Source organism: Chitinophaga vietnamensis (assembly GCF_902167635.1).
GTDB lineage: Bacteria > Bacteroidota > Bacteroidia > Chitinophagales > Chitinophagaceae > Chitinophaga > Chitinophaga vietnamensis.
This window is the reverse complement of record NZ_CABHMS010000007.1, coordinates 300,004-313,011: the sequence shown is the minus strand read 5'-3', so window position 1 is coordinate 313,011 and position 13,008 is coordinate 300,004. Positions and strand designations below refer to the sequence as shown.

General features: G+C 48.4%; 13 protein-coding genes. 6 read left to right on the top strand and 7 right to left on the bottom strand.

Annotated features, from left to right (window positions below; genetic code table 11):
* Positions 1–81 precede the first annotated feature (81 nt).
* Together FPG75_RS19990 and FPG75_RS19985 are read right to left on the bottom strand one after the other, a co-directional pair.
* Positions 82–1,059, bottom strand: a complete 978-nt coding sequence (locus tag FPG75_RS19990) for a FecR family protein (RefSeq protein WP_143309204.1) — start codon at positions 1,057–1,059, stop codon at positions 82–84.
* Positions 1,060–1,148: 89 nt separating this feature from the next.
* Positions 1,149–1,715 (bottom strand): RNA polymerase sigma-70 factor, encoded by a 567-nt coding sequence (locus tag FPG75_RS19985; RefSeq protein ID WP_143309202.1) that lies wholly within the window; start codon positions 1,713–1,715, stop codon positions 1,149–1,151.
* 183 nt (positions 1,716–1,898) lie between these two features.
* On the opposite strand from FPG75_RS19985, the gene FPG75_RS19980 reads away from it, so the two are divergent.
* From FPG75_RS19980 to FPG75_RS19970, 3 genes are all read left to right on the top strand, one after another.
* Entirely contained in the window at positions 1,899–2,180 is a 282-nt protein-coding gene (locus tag FPG75_RS19980; protein WP_143309199.1) for a DUF3892 domain-containing protein, read from the top strand.
* 165 nt (positions 2,181–2,345) lie between these two features.
* Positions 2,346–3,221, top strand: a complete 876-nt coding sequence (locus FPG75_RS19975) for an alpha/beta fold hydrolase (RefSeq protein ID WP_143309197.1) — start codon at positions 2,346–2,348, stop codon at positions 3,219–3,221.
* Positions 3,222–3,242: 21 nt separating this feature from the next.
* Complete coding sequence (locus tag FPG75_RS19970; RefSeq protein ID WP_143309195.1) at positions 3,243–3,836, top strand: dihydrofolate reductase family protein; 594 nt, start codon at positions 3,243–3,245, stop codon at positions 3,834–3,836.
* A 12-nt stretch (positions 3,837–3,848) separates the two neighbouring features.
* On the opposite strand, the gene FPG75_RS19965 is transcribed toward FPG75_RS19970, so the two are convergent.
* Both FPG75_RS19965 and FPG75_RS19960 read right to left on the bottom strand, forming a co-directional pair.
* A complete protein-coding gene (locus FPG75_RS19965) occupies positions 3,849–4,478 on the bottom strand; it encodes a CPBP family intramembrane glutamic endopeptidase (RefSeq protein ID WP_143309193.1) in 630 nt (209 codons plus the stop codon).
* Between the two features lie 15 nt (positions 4,479–4,493).
* Entirely contained in the window at positions 4,494–5,444 is a 951-nt protein-coding gene (locus FPG75_RS19960) for an MBL fold metallo-hydrolase (RefSeq protein WP_143309191.1), read from the bottom strand.
* Positions 5,445–5,624: 180 nt separating this feature from the next.
* On the opposite strand from FPG75_RS19960, the gene FPG75_RS19955 reads away from it, so the two are divergent.
* The 3 genes from FPG75_RS19955 to FPG75_RS19945 all read left to right on the top strand — a co-directional run bounded on the left by FPG75_RS19955 (position 5,625) and on the right by FPG75_RS19945 (position 9,383).
* Positions 5,625–6,593 (top strand): terpene synthase family protein, encoded by a 969-nt coding sequence (locus FPG75_RS19955; protein WP_143309189.1) that lies wholly within the window; start codon positions 5,625–5,627, stop codon positions 6,591–6,593.
* Between the two features lie 17 nt (positions 6,594–6,610).
* Positions 6,611–7,609 carry a terpene synthase family protein gene (locus FPG75_RS19950; RefSeq protein ID WP_143309187.1) on the top strand — a complete coding sequence of 333 codons (999 nt, stop codon included), beginning with the start codon at positions 6,611–6,613 and terminating at the stop codon, positions 7,607–7,609.
* Between the two features lie 229 nt (positions 7,610–7,838).
* Positions 7,839–9,383 (top strand): S8 family peptidase, encoded by a 1,545-nt coding sequence (locus tag FPG75_RS19945; protein ID WP_143309184.1) that lies wholly within the window; start codon positions 7,839–7,841, stop codon positions 9,381–9,383.
* 63 nt (positions 9,384–9,446) lie between these two features.
* Here the strand turns inward: FPG75_RS19945 and FPG75_RS19940 are convergent, their stop codons facing one another.
* The 3 genes from FPG75_RS19940 to FPG75_RS19930 all read right to left on the bottom strand — a co-directional run bounded on the left by FPG75_RS19940 (position 9,447) and on the right by FPG75_RS19930 (position 12,959).
* Complete coding sequence (locus tag FPG75_RS19940) at positions 9,447–10,376, bottom strand: helix-turn-helix domain-containing protein (RefSeq protein WP_143309182.1); 930 nt, start codon at positions 10,374–10,376, stop codon at positions 9,447–9,449.
* Positions 10,377–10,399: 23 nt separating this feature from the next.
* The gene (locus FPG75_RS19935; protein WP_143309180.1) at positions 10,400–11,236 is read right to left on the bottom strand and encodes an SDR family NAD(P)-dependent oxidoreductase; all 837 of its coding nucleotides are present in this window, start codon (positions 11,234–11,236) and stop codon (positions 10,400–10,402) included.
* 340 nt (positions 11,237–11,576) lie between these two features.
* Positions 11,577–12,959, bottom strand: coding sequence for a hypothetical protein (locus FPG75_RS19930; protein WP_143309178.1), 1,383 nt, complete (start codon positions 12,957–12,959; stop codon positions 11,577–11,579).
* Positions 12,960–13,008: the final 49 nt, after the last annotated feature.

Genomic DNA, 13,008 nt, shown 5'->3' with positions numbered 1-13,008 from the left:
AAAGGGTGAAAGAAAGTAGTATGCGAGTGTGTAATGTTGCTAGGTCATAATGTTGATTTTAAAAAGATAAAGAATGCGATATCAGTTGCTGATGTATACATCTTTCCCTTCGATCCGGTAAGTGAACGGACGTGAAAGCTGTAACATTTTCAGCGCTTCGTCCAGTGATTCTGTATTGATAATCCCGGAAAACCGCAGCTGCTGCAGGGGGGCGGACCCGAAATGAAAAGTAACGCCGTACCATTGGCTCATTTTGTTTGCCAGGCCGGAAAAACTATCATTGTCAAATACCAGTTTGTTATCCAGCCAGGATATTTCCGGCAGCTGTCCGCTGCTGTTTTTTTCCAGGCGCTCCTGCTGAAATACAGGCTCCTGGCTGGCTACGGGCACGGTTATTTTTTCTTCGGGATGCAGCACCACTGTTTTTCCCAGGAATGATACGGTCACTTTTCCACGGACCAGGGTAGTGGATACGATGCTGTCGCCGGCATAGGCTTTTACATTAAAAGTGGTGCCCAGCACATGAATACTTACTTTGCCGGTATGGATAATAAAGGGAGCGCCATCGCTTTTAGCAATGTCGAAATACGCTTCGCCGCTAAGCGTTATTTCGCGGTGTTGTTTGCCAAAGCCTTCGGGTTTGTAATAGATCTGCGTATTGGAATTGAGCCATATTGTTGAGCCGTCGGCCAGCACCACCCTTGACTTTCCGCCGGAGGAGGAGCTGAGTTGCCGTAATGCAGGGGCAGCCGGATGCAGATATTGCCATCCTGCCCATGCGGCTGCTAATATAACTGCTGCCACTGCGGCGGCTGCGAGCCTGCGTATGATCGGGCGATGTGAATGCAGTTGTATACTCACGAGGTCCCATATACGTTCTTTACTGCTGTCCGTTGCGCTTTCCTGTATGGGCGTGTGCCAGATGGCGGCCGCTGTCTCCTGCGCAGCCGCGGCCTCCGGATCATCTTTCAGCAATGCTTCCAGCTCAGCCAGTTCAGTGGTTGATATATCGCCGGCGAGCTGTTTGCCGAGTAATATCCAGATTCGATCGTTGCTCATAGAAATATTGAAAATAATTGAACAAAGGCGCCCGGGGATATAAGACAACAAGAAAGAGCAGATACCCCCAAAAGGAGGTATTTTTTTGTTCAGGATTGTGGATGGCCGGGAAGTGGCGTGATGAGGAATGCTTTCACTTTGGTGAGTTTTTTCAGGGCGATGCCTACCTGGTTTTCGACGGTTTTAATAGATATATTCAGCAGGTCGGCTACTTCCCGGTACTTCATCCCGTCTTCTTTTACGAGCTTGAAGATGAGGCGGCATTGCGCCGGCAGTTCATTGATGGCCATGTTAATGTGACTCATCGTTTCATTACTGATCAGTTGGATTTCCGGGTTTATTTCATATTCCAGCAAAGAGGCTTCATCGAGATGCAAGGTTTTCTTGTGTGCATATTTACGGAGGTAGTTCAGCGCAATATTGCGGGTAGCGGCATAGAGGTACCATTTCAGATTACTTACCTGATGGATGTTTTTTTGCTGTCGCCATACGGCAATAAACACATCGGCTACTATTTCTTCCGCCATTTCCCTGTTATGAACGATCGCCAGGGCCAACTGCAGCAATGATGCGCAGCAGCCGTCGTATAGTTCTTTAAATGCCTGTGTATCACCGCGACATATTCTGTTTTGCAGTTCAGGGATATCTTCGCGCATGAAAATAAAATATCAGATTATGCAAAAGTTCAAATGCATAAATATAATTGTCTTATTAACAAATATACTATTTAAATCAACCGACTGCGCGACTTACAGAGAGAAATCAGAAGTGACTGCGGATTTCCGTAAATAATTTATCTCCCGAAAATCCATCTTGCTGTTCAATATAAATCATTCATTATGACCAGACATCAAGTTACCTGCGTTAGGAAGCGTAGTAGCCTCTATAACGCTCATGAGAGAATTTCCCATATCGGTGGAATAGACAACAGGATCCGTTGGGAATTGACAGAAGAAGATGCCATCAAAACAATAGAAGATGGTAAATATCAATTTTACGTTGAGGTTGATAAAAAAGAAGTGGACGTTATCATTGCGGTGCATCATCAACGAAAATACCTCAAAACAGTTCCTGACGGGTACAGTCCGAATAACCTGTTGAACCTCCCGGAATGCCCATGATTTGAAGCGAAGCCCTGGAATGCCTGACCAGCAGGTATTCCAGGGTTTTTCAACCAAATTGCCATAATTCACCCCTAAGTTGGCATTTTTGCACATCACCAGGTATTAAAACTAATTTCATCTTTGTATTGTCAATAGCACTCAAACTAAAATCTCAAACTGGTTATGAAAAATTTATTCAAAGCATGTAATCCCCTTAAATCAATGCTGCTGTTTGCCATCATGGTGTTGGCAGTATCCCGGTCAAACGGACAACAGGCGAAGCCTTCCAGCAGCGGCTACGTACCTGTTAATGGTATCAAAGTGTATTATGAAGTATATGGCGAGGGCAGCCCCATCGTTTTATTGCATGGCGCTTTTATGACCATCCAGTCGAACTGGGGCCAATTGATCCCGGAGTTGTCAAAATCCAGGAAGGTGATTGCTATTGAAATGCAAAGCCATGGGCATACGCCGTTTTCAGACAGGAAATTATCGCACGCTATTTTAGCCAGCGATGTGGAAAAAGTAATGGACTACCTGAAAATTGACAGCGCCGATGTGGCAGGATATAGTTTCGGCGGCGCAGTGGCCTACCAGTTTGCAATACAAAACCCTAAACGTTTGAAGAAATTAGTGATCATCTCTGCCACTTATAAGAGTGATGGCTGGTTGCCCCAGATAAACAATGCGTTTAAAGGAATGAAGCCTGAACTTTTTGCGAATAGCCCTATGGAAACCGCATACAATGCCGTGGCGCCCGATAAAACAAAATGGACCCAATTCCTGGAGCAGATGATCGCCTTCGCAGGAACGCCATTCAACCTGGGCGATGCCAATATTTCAAAAATCAAGGCGCCTGTATTGATCATCTCCGGCGACAATGACGGATTGGATAAAATTGAGTTGATAAAAACATATCAATTGCTAGGTGGCGCTGTGGTAGCTGATTTCGGGTCAATGCCCCCGTCACAGCTGGCCATCGTTCCTGCACAAGGACATGTTAGCCTGATGATGCAGACAACGACAATACTGACCTACCTGAACAATTTCTTGAAATAGTCTTTGACCTAAAATAATAAAATGAGAAAAATAATTGTTCTGTCAATGATCACGCTGGATGGCGTAATGCAGGCGCCCGGCGGCTCCCGGGAAGACACATCTGGCGGCTTCAAATATGGCGGCTGGACTTCATCATATGGCGACGAGGTATCTGGTAAATTACTGAGAGAGGAATTGAAACAGACAGATTATCTTTTTGGCAGAAAGACCTTTGACATCTTTGCAGGCTACTGGCCCCATCACGCGGATTTTTGGCCGGGTATCAATGAGGGTACCAAATACGTCCTGTCGGAGACCCTGGAAAAATCAGACTGGAAAAATACTGTTTTCTTCAAAAGCGTGGCAGATATTGAGCAGCTCAAAAAAACGGAAGGCGCCAACCTTCAGGTTTGGGGCAGTAGCGAGCTCGTTCAACTGCTGTTGAAGCATGACCTCGTAGATGAGCTGCGGCTAAAAATCTACCCGCTGATGCTTGGTGAAGGAAAAAAGCTGTTCAAAGATGGCGCGATCCCGGCAGCATTTACATTAACAGAAAGTCACGTAACATCAAAAGGCGTCATCATCGCCAATTATACACGGGCCGGAGAAGTCAGGACGGGCGAAGTTACGATCTAGAGGAAGAGCGCTTTATCTGCCGGGAATGTATAAGTCCAGGAAAGAAGGCGCGGAAAGATTGAGGAAGTCTACCAGGAAATGCGCGCATATCACCCATCTCAAACTTCCTGTTTTTTTATAAGTGACCGCCCATACAATACCCAGGATAAATGTAGAAACCAAAACGGCGGGGTTACGCATTAATGTGGAGTTGATGCCGAATGTGAGGTGATTAAGCGCAAACAAAGCGGCTGTTGCGAACACCGACAGCCATTTGTTCCGGCTGGCAGTATGGTCGCACAGCAAGCCTCGCCAGTAAAATTCTTCCAGCCACGGATTGATCAGCGCCAGCAATATCCAGGGTAGGAAGATCTGCCAATCTGTAAGCAGCTCCTTATGTTGCAAAAAGATTGGAAGTGGCGTTAGTCCTATCAGGACTGCCACCACATTCCATCCCCGGTTTTTGCTTGATGCCTGCAACCAGGTTTTTATAGCGCCTGCCGCACTGTATTTTAGAATAAAGAACAGGAAGAGCGCCCATTCGATCAATATAACCGGAACAAAAGCCCATTTTGCCAGCAGGCTTCCGAAAAGATACCCCGTTATGATATTGACGGCGATGATGATCAGGGGCGACAGCAACACAATTTTGTTTTTATTCATTGCCAGGGTGTTTGACTAAAATACCAATAACTTCGCCTGTTCTGGAATGATCAACTTCACATGCAGCGGGTTATTCGCCTGCAATTGCGCAGGGATCGTCTGTTCACGATTGCCGCCAGGTTTGATGTGTGTGATCACCACCGGGAAATTATGCAACGCTTCCTTGCCGGAAAGTGCAGCGAGCTCCTGTAGTTCCGCCATCAGCCAGTGTGGAGTAAGGTGTCCGAATAATTGTTTATCCGCTTGTTCATTCGCAAAAGAAACTTCAATAAAGAGCGCTTTCAACTTTTTTGCTTTCAGCAAAGGCGCCACCTGTTGCCATAGTTGGTGCATGCGGTCGGAATGCTCCACTGCATCCGGGCCGGTATCGCCCAGGTACAGCACATATGCGTCCTGATGGCGTACGAGGAAGGCGGTGCTTTGATAAGGACTGGCATGGCTTAATGGAAAAGCAGTTACCTGCATGTCTGTATTTTGCAGCGGCGTTTCAACGCCGGGCGTCAGTACGGCGTAATGGTATTTGCCCAGCGCTGGTTGCTCGCCTTCGTTGGCGAAGTTGGCCCAGCTTTTCCAGGAAAAATATTTATCCTTCAGCACATCCAGGCAATAGTCCAGCCCATAGATGTTTTTGGAACTATCGTCGGGTGAGTTGATGACCATGCCTGCCAGGTGATCCAGGTGTGCATGCGATATGAGGTAGCCTTTGATATTTTTTTTCAGCACCTCGGCGGCAGCGCCGTGCAAAAGCTTTGCCTGCACGGCTTTTTCAATGCCATAGTGCAAGGTGCCTGCATCCAGGCATACATAGGCCTCGCTGCCCTGCGGGGCGATCATATAAGCGGAGAGGTTACTTTCATCTATGCCGCCTTTCACGCCAAGCGGAATGATACGGAAAGAAGTTTGCGCAATTGCTGTCGTACAAAACAGCAGGCAGGCGGATATAAGGAACGTTAAAACGGATTTCATGCCCTAAAACTACACTAATATGGCATCATCCGGGAATTTACTTTTGCCAATATCTGAACAGCCCGTCCATGCCTTTGTGATGACGCTGGAATGCACCGGTTTAAATTATCTTCATATTAGTAGCTTTTAATATCCTGTGACCGGCGCCATATAATCTGTTTACCCTCAAATGGAATAACCATGAATACAAAGATGCTATCCTTATTCAGTTACCCTTTCCCAACACTCAAAAACCCTTTTGCAGAGGCTTTACAGGAGATCACCGACAATCAATGGATCGACGGTGATTATCTCTGGCTATATAAGGACGACTTTGCGACCCGACAGAAGTATAAGAAAACGAAAACGGCCCATATAGCTTCGCAGTGGTTTCCGACAGCCAGCCAGGAACGTCTGAAGCCCGTTTGCCGCTTTATGCTTTGGACACTATTTAATGATGACAAGTATGAAGAAGGCACTCCCGAACAGGTCCGCTTCATTCGCCAGCAATCTGTTTCGATATTGAAAGGTGAAGTGAGTGCAGCGCAATCAGGTATTCCGTTGGGAAGTTTGTTAGGTTCTTTACGCGAAGAACTCTTGCCACTTATTTCCGAAGAATCGATGCAACGCTTTACTACGGCTGTTGACCGGTATTTCATGGGGCTGGAGCATGAGCTGGAGTATAAGCTGAAAAGAGTATTTCCAAGTGTGGAAGAATGTATGGCGATCCGCGAGAATTCACTGTGCCTGTATCCTTTCCTGGAGTTGACAGACCTGGAAACAGGTATCCCGTTGCCGGCCGGGATCAATGAACATCCGGTATTGCAACGCCTGCGGACATTGGCCGTACGGATGATGGTCTATTTTAACGAAGTACAATCCATCATCAAAGATGAGGCAACAGGCAGCATCTATTACAATGTGGTAAAGGCAATTCAGCATAGCAGGAACCTCTCTCTCGAAGAAGCCTGCCTGGAAGACCTGCGCATTCACAATGAAGCGCTGCAGGAATTTATCCGCCTGCAACAATCCCTGCCTGATTTCGGCGAATGGCAGGATGCAGTGGTAAACCGGGTGCATTATATCAGCATGACATTGAGTGGATGGAAATCAGTGTCCTCGCGGTTGGAGCGGTATACCTCACTGCAAGGCTTTCCTTCTGTACATTAATTTCAAAAAAGATAACTATGTTACGAAAATTAAGAATGCCACCGTTAAAGTATCCATGGGCGCATGTTCCACCGGCATATCCTGACTATTTTGCTGAAGAAGAACGGCAATGGCTGGATGAAGATTATGCCACGTTTATGTCAAAGGAAGCTGTAGAGAAAATAAAAGGACACAATCTGGCTAACGGTGCATCCTGGATGGCGCCTACCACTACCAATATCGACCATCTTAGACCCATTGCCCGTTTCTTTTTGTGGCTTACCCTGTATGACGATTATTATGAACGCTGGCCTATAGATAAGATAAGCATAGAAAGAGACCGTATCATTAACGTGTTACTGGGAGAAACACCCAAGCCCACCGATACCGGCCTATATCGCCAGATCGCTAAATGCAGGGATGAATGGCTGACTTACATGCCTTATGAATGGATAGAACGGCTGGCCAGGCACATGTACCGGTATACTACCTACGGCATCATGGAGGAAGCGCCCTATCGCCGTGAAGGCCGCTATCCCAGCCTGCTGCGATTGTCGTTTCTCAGGGAATACACCATCGCCATGTATCCTTATGGAGACATGACGGAAGCCGGTATGAACTACATGGTGCCCAGGCACATCATGGAACATCCTGTAATCATGCGTTTGAGGGCATTGCTGTGCAGGATCATGGCCATCCAGAATGACTGGTACACGCTCGAAAAAGAGATGGCTGACGACAAATTTGAAGTGTGTAATCACATCCTTGTATTGAAGCATGAACATAAGATATCTCTGGAAGAAGCTATACAGGAAGCAGAACGTATCCACAACGCCTATGTGGATGAAATGGATGCTATTAAATCTGATTTGCCAGACTTTGGTATTCATCAGGAAAATATAGAGAATTATGTATACCACTTAACGCTCAGCATAACAGGACTGGATGATTGGTACAATGGCGACACTGTACGATATATACCCTCTGAGTTTCCGAAGCATATCTATCAACCAGCGAGTACTGACAGCGGGCAATGAGCAGCGCTGTTTCAACAGCCAGCGGGCTGTATTCGGGCACAATAGGCGCGGTATATAAACCGTTCCTAATGTGCCCGCTGCCGTGCATTTTCGCTGTTTAACGCCACTAATTTTATAAAACCTCTAAAAATCTTCCTGCCAATATTTTAATACTTCCCCTGTTCCTATCTTGCTGCCGGCACTAATACCCTGTTTGTATTCCCTGATTTTTTAACCCAAACTATATCAAATGAAAAAAGTTCACCTCACTGTACTCGGCAGCGCGCTATGCTGCCTGTTTGCCTGTAATAAAGCGGAAAAGCCGCTGACGCCCATCCCTGGCGAAAGCGCCACAGATACGGCGCTTGTAAGCAAACAAGCGATCAACCATTTTGTAGCAGAAGAACTGAAAAGCAAAGGACGTTTCAACTGGGCTGCCGCCACGCCCGGCATGCTGCGCAGCGCGCTGTTATACAGCGATTCTATTCTCACGATCGGCTACCAGCCTGCGGGCTTCCGGGATCTCGACAGCAAGCTACACCTGATCGATATCAACAGCGCTGAATGGAAAGATGCAAAGGCCGCCATCATCAGGCTGGTGGAGGCATACGAGCAGGTCTCAACTGTCAGGATCGCGTATAACGAAAACAGGTTGCCCGTGATAGATGTGAAAGTTACCAAAGCGGCTACCATCAAGGCATTGCGGGCATCGGCGCTGGTACGCTATGCAGAACCAGGCGGGTACGGCGACGTGATGAACCCTGATGCCTCTCCCAGAACAGAGAACATCGATATCAATACTGCCTCCGGCTGCGGCAATAACAATGGCGAAACAGGCATCCTGAACACCAATATGTACAAAGGCATCTTCCCCGGCGCCCGGCAGTCCTGGAATTATGCCTATCACAAGATCGATGAGGCGTGGGCTAAAACCACCGGCAGCGGCGTGAAAGTGATGATCATCGATACCGGCGTGAGCGATCAGCAGGATAACCTCGGCAGCGCCTTCAACCAGGGCGCTTCCGGTAACAGGACCATCGAGAAAAAAGTAACCCGTCCCAATGCCACACCTAATGACGCTTGCGGACATGGCACCGAAATGGCCAGCGTTTGCGCCGCTCCCAGGGGAACAGACAGCGCCAGCACCGGCGTGGCCTACAACGCAAGCCTCATGACCGTACACGCCACCGATGATGTGTTCATCAGCGGTAATGATGAAATACAAGGCGTATCAGATGCCTTTACCATGGCCGGCGACGACTCGACGGTAAAGATCGTTAGCATGAGCATGGGCACGCCCTTCGAAAGTGGAAAGATCAAGGATGCAGTTATCTATGCCCGCAATAAAGGCAAGCTGATCTTCTGCGCTGCAGGCACTTCTACCTATCTCGTCGCGGAAATCGCCAACGCATTGGGCATCGGCGTGGTATTCCCGGCATATATGAATGAAGTGGTAGCAGTAACCGGTATCAAAGATAATTTGCAGGACCGCTGCGATGCCTGTCATACCGGCACACAGGTGCGCTTTGTAGTAGTGATGGAAAGAAGCAGCGATGGCAAACATCCTTTATCGCTGGCGATGAGCGGCGATGTGCCTTCCACGGTAGGCGGCTCTTCTGTGGCTACTTCCACCTGTGCAGGCATCGCGGCCCTGGTATGGAGCAGGTACCCTGCGGACACCAGGGATCAGATATTGGCCAGGATGGATAAGGCCGGAAGCCTCTACCTGAACAAGAGCGATAAATACGGCTATGGAGTAGTGGATGCGAAGGCCGCTACTTTGGCGGACCAATGATAACAGGATAGATCAAGCGCCGGGAAGACGCATTATTGCATCTTCCCGGCGCCTGATCATCTATCAGTTAAAAGATTGTCTGAACTGTAGCGGAGAAACTTTTGCTTTGGTCTTGAAAAATTTGCTGAATGATTGGGAATGCTCAAACCCAAGCAGGAAGGCTACTTCAGACACAGATAGACTGGTGGTAGATAAGAGCGCCTTGGCCTTTTCAATGAGTTTGCCATGAATAAATTGCTGCGCATTTTGTCCGATCAGTGATCTCAGCATATCGCTTAGATAACCTGCTGAGATATTTAATTGTGCGGCGAGATATTGAACAGTTGGCAAACCTTGTGTAAGTGAATTTTCTTTGTTGAAATAATCTTCCAACAGGTCTTCTATCTGTTGTAACAGGCCGCTGTGCACCACTTTGCGGGTAAGGAACTGCCGTTTGTAAAAACGGCTGGCATAGTTCAGCAGCAGTTCGATATGTGAGATCATTACGTCCTGACTGAAATCATCTATCCTGTGGTTCAACTCTGTTTCAATCATTTTGAAGATAGCAACGATCGTTGCTTTTTCATCTTCCGAGAGATGCAATGCCTCATTGGCGGAATAAGAGAAAAAGCCATACTGCCTGATCTTTTTAGCGATGGGATAGCCCCACAGAAAATCCGGATGTATCAGCAGGGTATATTCAGAACAGGAGCCGGTATCGCCGTCGTCGTTGCTACTGCCTATGATCTGCCCTGGCGAAGCGAATAGCAGCCCTCCTTCATCAAAATCATAGTAGCCTTGCCCGTATTTCAATTTACTGCTGAACTTTGGCCGGTATGATATTTTATAAAAGTTCAGCACATGAGGGGCGGCTGGCGCTGCTGCCGTTGCCACTGCCTGCGTGTTGATATTGATAAGGCTTATCAGCGGATGCTTCGGATTAGGCAGGCCCATGGCCTGGTGAGCATCTGATAAGGACTCAAATCGATGAGGTTTATTTTCTTCCTTTTTCATCTGCTATGCAATATAATGATTACTTATTTTGCTTCGCCTTGCGCGGAAGCAGCAAGGGGCTGCCAGGTTTCCCAGGTGGCCAGTCGCTCTGCATATACGGCGCGCACTTCGGAGAGGTTGCGGCTGCCCAGGAAGCAGCGCAGTGGCGGCTGTTCCGCATCTACAATTTTGAAGAGCGCCTCCGGGGTGGCCCGTGGATCGCCTCTCTCCATCTTCCTCAATGCCGTCGTAAATTGTGTTTTAAAATCTGTGTAGATGTCGAGTGCTTTGGAAAACTTCAAAGACTCCTGACTGCCGAATTCAGTGGCATAGGCCCCGGGCTCTACAATGGTTACCTTGATGCCCCAGGGTTTGACTTCGGCGGCCAGACTTTCATGGATCGCCTCGAACGTCCATTTGGAAGAACAATAGTAGCCGATTACGGGCATGGCCACATGGCCGAGGGTGCTCGACACGCCGATGATGTGCCCGCCGCCTTGTTCCCGTAACAGTGGGAGGGCAGACTGGATCACCGCAAGCGGACCGAATACATTCGTGTCATAGAGCTGCCTCACTTCCGCTGCGCTGGCTTCTTCAATAGTGCCTATCAGTGAATAGCCGGCGTTGTTGAGAATGATGTCAAGTCTGCCGAAATGGCTATGGGCTTGTGTTACGGCGGTCTTTACCTGCACGGGATCAGTAACGTCGAGCGCCAGTGTCAGCACCTGGTCTCCATATTTCTCTTTCAGATCAGCGATGCTGGCTAATTGACGCGCAGTAGCCGCAACCCTGTCGCCCCGCTGTAATGCAGCCTCCGCCCATATGCGTCCGAAGCCTCTTGAAGTACCGGTGATGAACCATGTTTTTTGATTTGTGATCATGGATGTTTTAATTTTAGTGTACAGCAAAGGTCAGCCTGCATTTTTATTTGCCGGTAGTCTGATCAGGCTACTTTGTAGCCAAATCGAGGTATTTCATCTGCCGGATTTTCGTCGAACGGCTTTGTTATCCTATCATTTGCAGCAGCACCGCCACATCGCGAAGATGGTGAACGATTTGCCGCCTCTAAAATTGGCGATGCGCGTGGAGCTCTACAAGTGGCTTTCCCGCTCGATGGATGTGATCCGCGCCAGCTTTTGCGGAGCGCTGAGCCTCGACCATCCGGCAATGGATGCTGTCGGGAAAAATGAACTTCGTATAGCTGTTCACGTTAGTAGGGCATCATCTTCCGTTATACTGTTTCTCGGGCCGCATGCGGTAGTGTTCTATCTCGTCGATCGTTTGCTGCGTTTTGCCCTTAATGGATGCTTCCCAGGCAGGTATGGATTTGAAAGCGGTGACCATATCATAGTCGAGCGCCACTTGTCCTTTCAATTTATCGAAAGGCGTAGTGCCGGCATTGTCCTGAAACCATCTTCTCCATTCAGTTCCACCGGGTGTGAATACTTTGAAAGTATCTCCTTTATTCCCTTTGATGGGCCCGGGCAGAAGATTGCTCAGCATCAGGTATTGTGCTGAACTATGGCAGCTCATACACGAAGAGGCAGCGAGGTTTTTGTAATATACCCCTTTGACGGTAACGGCGCTGGGGATTACGGCAGCATCGTTAGGGCCGCTGATGCGGCCACCCCAGCCTAATGTGGCGGTACTGTATTTAGGCGCTGCCGGGTTGATCACAGTTTCCTGTAGAGGCGCGCCCGGATTGGCAGTACTGTTGACGTCGGGATCATTGCCCCACTGTGCGCCAAGAGGCACCATCTTGTCCCAGGCAGTTTTGCCAGGCGCATTTTTATCATACACCAGGGTAGAGAACACCCATCCTGTTTTAGGCGAGGTGGCGCTATCTTTCACAATGATATCCATCTGGAAAAAGCTGAGTTGCCGCAGCTGGTAATGCGGATCCTTGAATGCAACGGCGGTATCGTACACCGATATGGTGAGCGCATTTTGCATGTCGTCCCAATCCTTGGCATTGGCAGTGGAAAAGGCGAACTTCACGATCACGCTGCCTTCTGTAAACTGGCTATTGCTTTTATCTTCCAGCAATGGTCTTTCAGCAGTTTGGCCCCATATCTTGCCCAGGGTGGCCGCCGCTGTTTTATCGTACATGGTTAGTACATAGGTTCTCATGAATTTCTTCAAGCCGGCAAAAGTGCCGGAATCGAAGCGGGTGCCGAGATAGCTGCCCCAGATGGCTTCGCGGCGGCTGCCGGTCCAGGGTTCCTGGTACCAGCCTTCAGCGGCCGCATTCCAGTTATTGTGCTGATACAGGAACTTGACAATAGCCGGCGCTACGTATGCTTTCAATGCCTCCACATATTTGAGGGCATTGGCAGCGGAGATGGGCTTGCCGCCCAACGCTTGCTGCCAGGGCGTATTGGTGAACGGCGTTGCTGAAGCAGGATAATGATGGTTCAATGTGAAGAGCGGACCATTATACACCGACTTCGGCGGGATGCTGTCGCGGTGATCCTGGAAAGGGTCCATTTGTATGTCTGTAAATTCGAAGCGCGCCTGCTTTGGCTGGCTGGTATTGCATCTGCTCAGGATGATGATGCAAGAGGCGACTGCGAGGGTAGCAGTCAATAGTGTTTTGTTTTTCATGGGATAATAGTTATTGATGAGGGTACAATGAATGTACGATATTTTTTTA

What these genes read in the sequence shown, in the direction of transcription:
- FPG75_RS19930 (WP_143309178.1), bottom strand. Translation starts at nt 12,959, where the DNA reads ATGAAAAACAAAACACTATTGACTGCTACCCTCGCAGTCGCCTCTTGC.
- FPG75_RS19940 (WP_143309182.1), bottom strand. Translation starts at nt 10,376, where the DNA reads ATGAAAAAGGAAGAAAATAAACCTCATCGATTTGAGTCCTTATCAGAT.
- FPG75_RS19945 (WP_143309184.1), top strand. Translation starts at nt 7,839, where the DNA reads ATGAAAAAAGTTCACCTCACTGTACTCGGCAGCGCGCTATGCTGCCTG.
- FPG75_RS19980 (WP_143309199.1), top strand. Translation starts at nt 1,899, where the DNA reads ATGACCAGACATCAAGTTACCTGCGTTAGGAAGCGTAGTAGCCTCTAT.
- FPG75_RS19965 (WP_143309193.1), bottom strand. Translation starts at nt 4,478, where the DNA reads ATGAATAAAAACAAAATTGTGTTGCTGTCGCCCCTGATCATCATCGCC.
- FPG75_RS19990 (WP_143309204.1), bottom strand. Translation starts at nt 1,059, where the DNA reads ATGAGCAACGATCGAATCTGGATATTACTCGGCAAACAGCTCGCCGGC.
- FPG75_RS19950 (WP_143309187.1), top strand. Translation starts at nt 6,611, where the DNA reads ATGTTACGAAAATTAAGAATGCCACCGTTAAAGTATCCATGGGCGCAT.
- FPG75_RS19985 (WP_143309202.1), bottom strand. Translation starts at nt 1,715, where the DNA reads ATGCGCGAAGATATCCCTGAACTGCAAAACAGAATATGTCGCGGTGAT.
- FPG75_RS19970 (WP_143309195.1), top strand. Translation starts at nt 3,243, where the DNA reads ATGAGAAAAATAATTGTTCTGTCAATGATCACGCTGGATGGCGTAATG.
- FPG75_RS19935 (WP_143309180.1), bottom strand. Translation starts at nt 11,236, where the DNA reads ATGATCACAAATCAAAAAACATGGTTCATCACCGGTACTTCAAGAGGC.
- FPG75_RS19955 (WP_143309189.1), top strand. Translation starts at nt 5,625, where the DNA reads ATGAATACAAAGATGCTATCCTTATTCAGTTACCCTTTCCCAACACTC.
- FPG75_RS19960 (WP_143309191.1), bottom strand. Translation starts at nt 5,444, where the DNA reads ATGAAATCCGTTTTAACGTTCCTTATATCCGCCTGCCTGCTGTTTTGT.
- FPG75_RS19975 (WP_143309197.1), top strand. Translation starts at nt 2,346, where the DNA reads ATGAAAAATTTATTCAAAGCATGTAATCCCCTTAAATCAATGCTGCTG.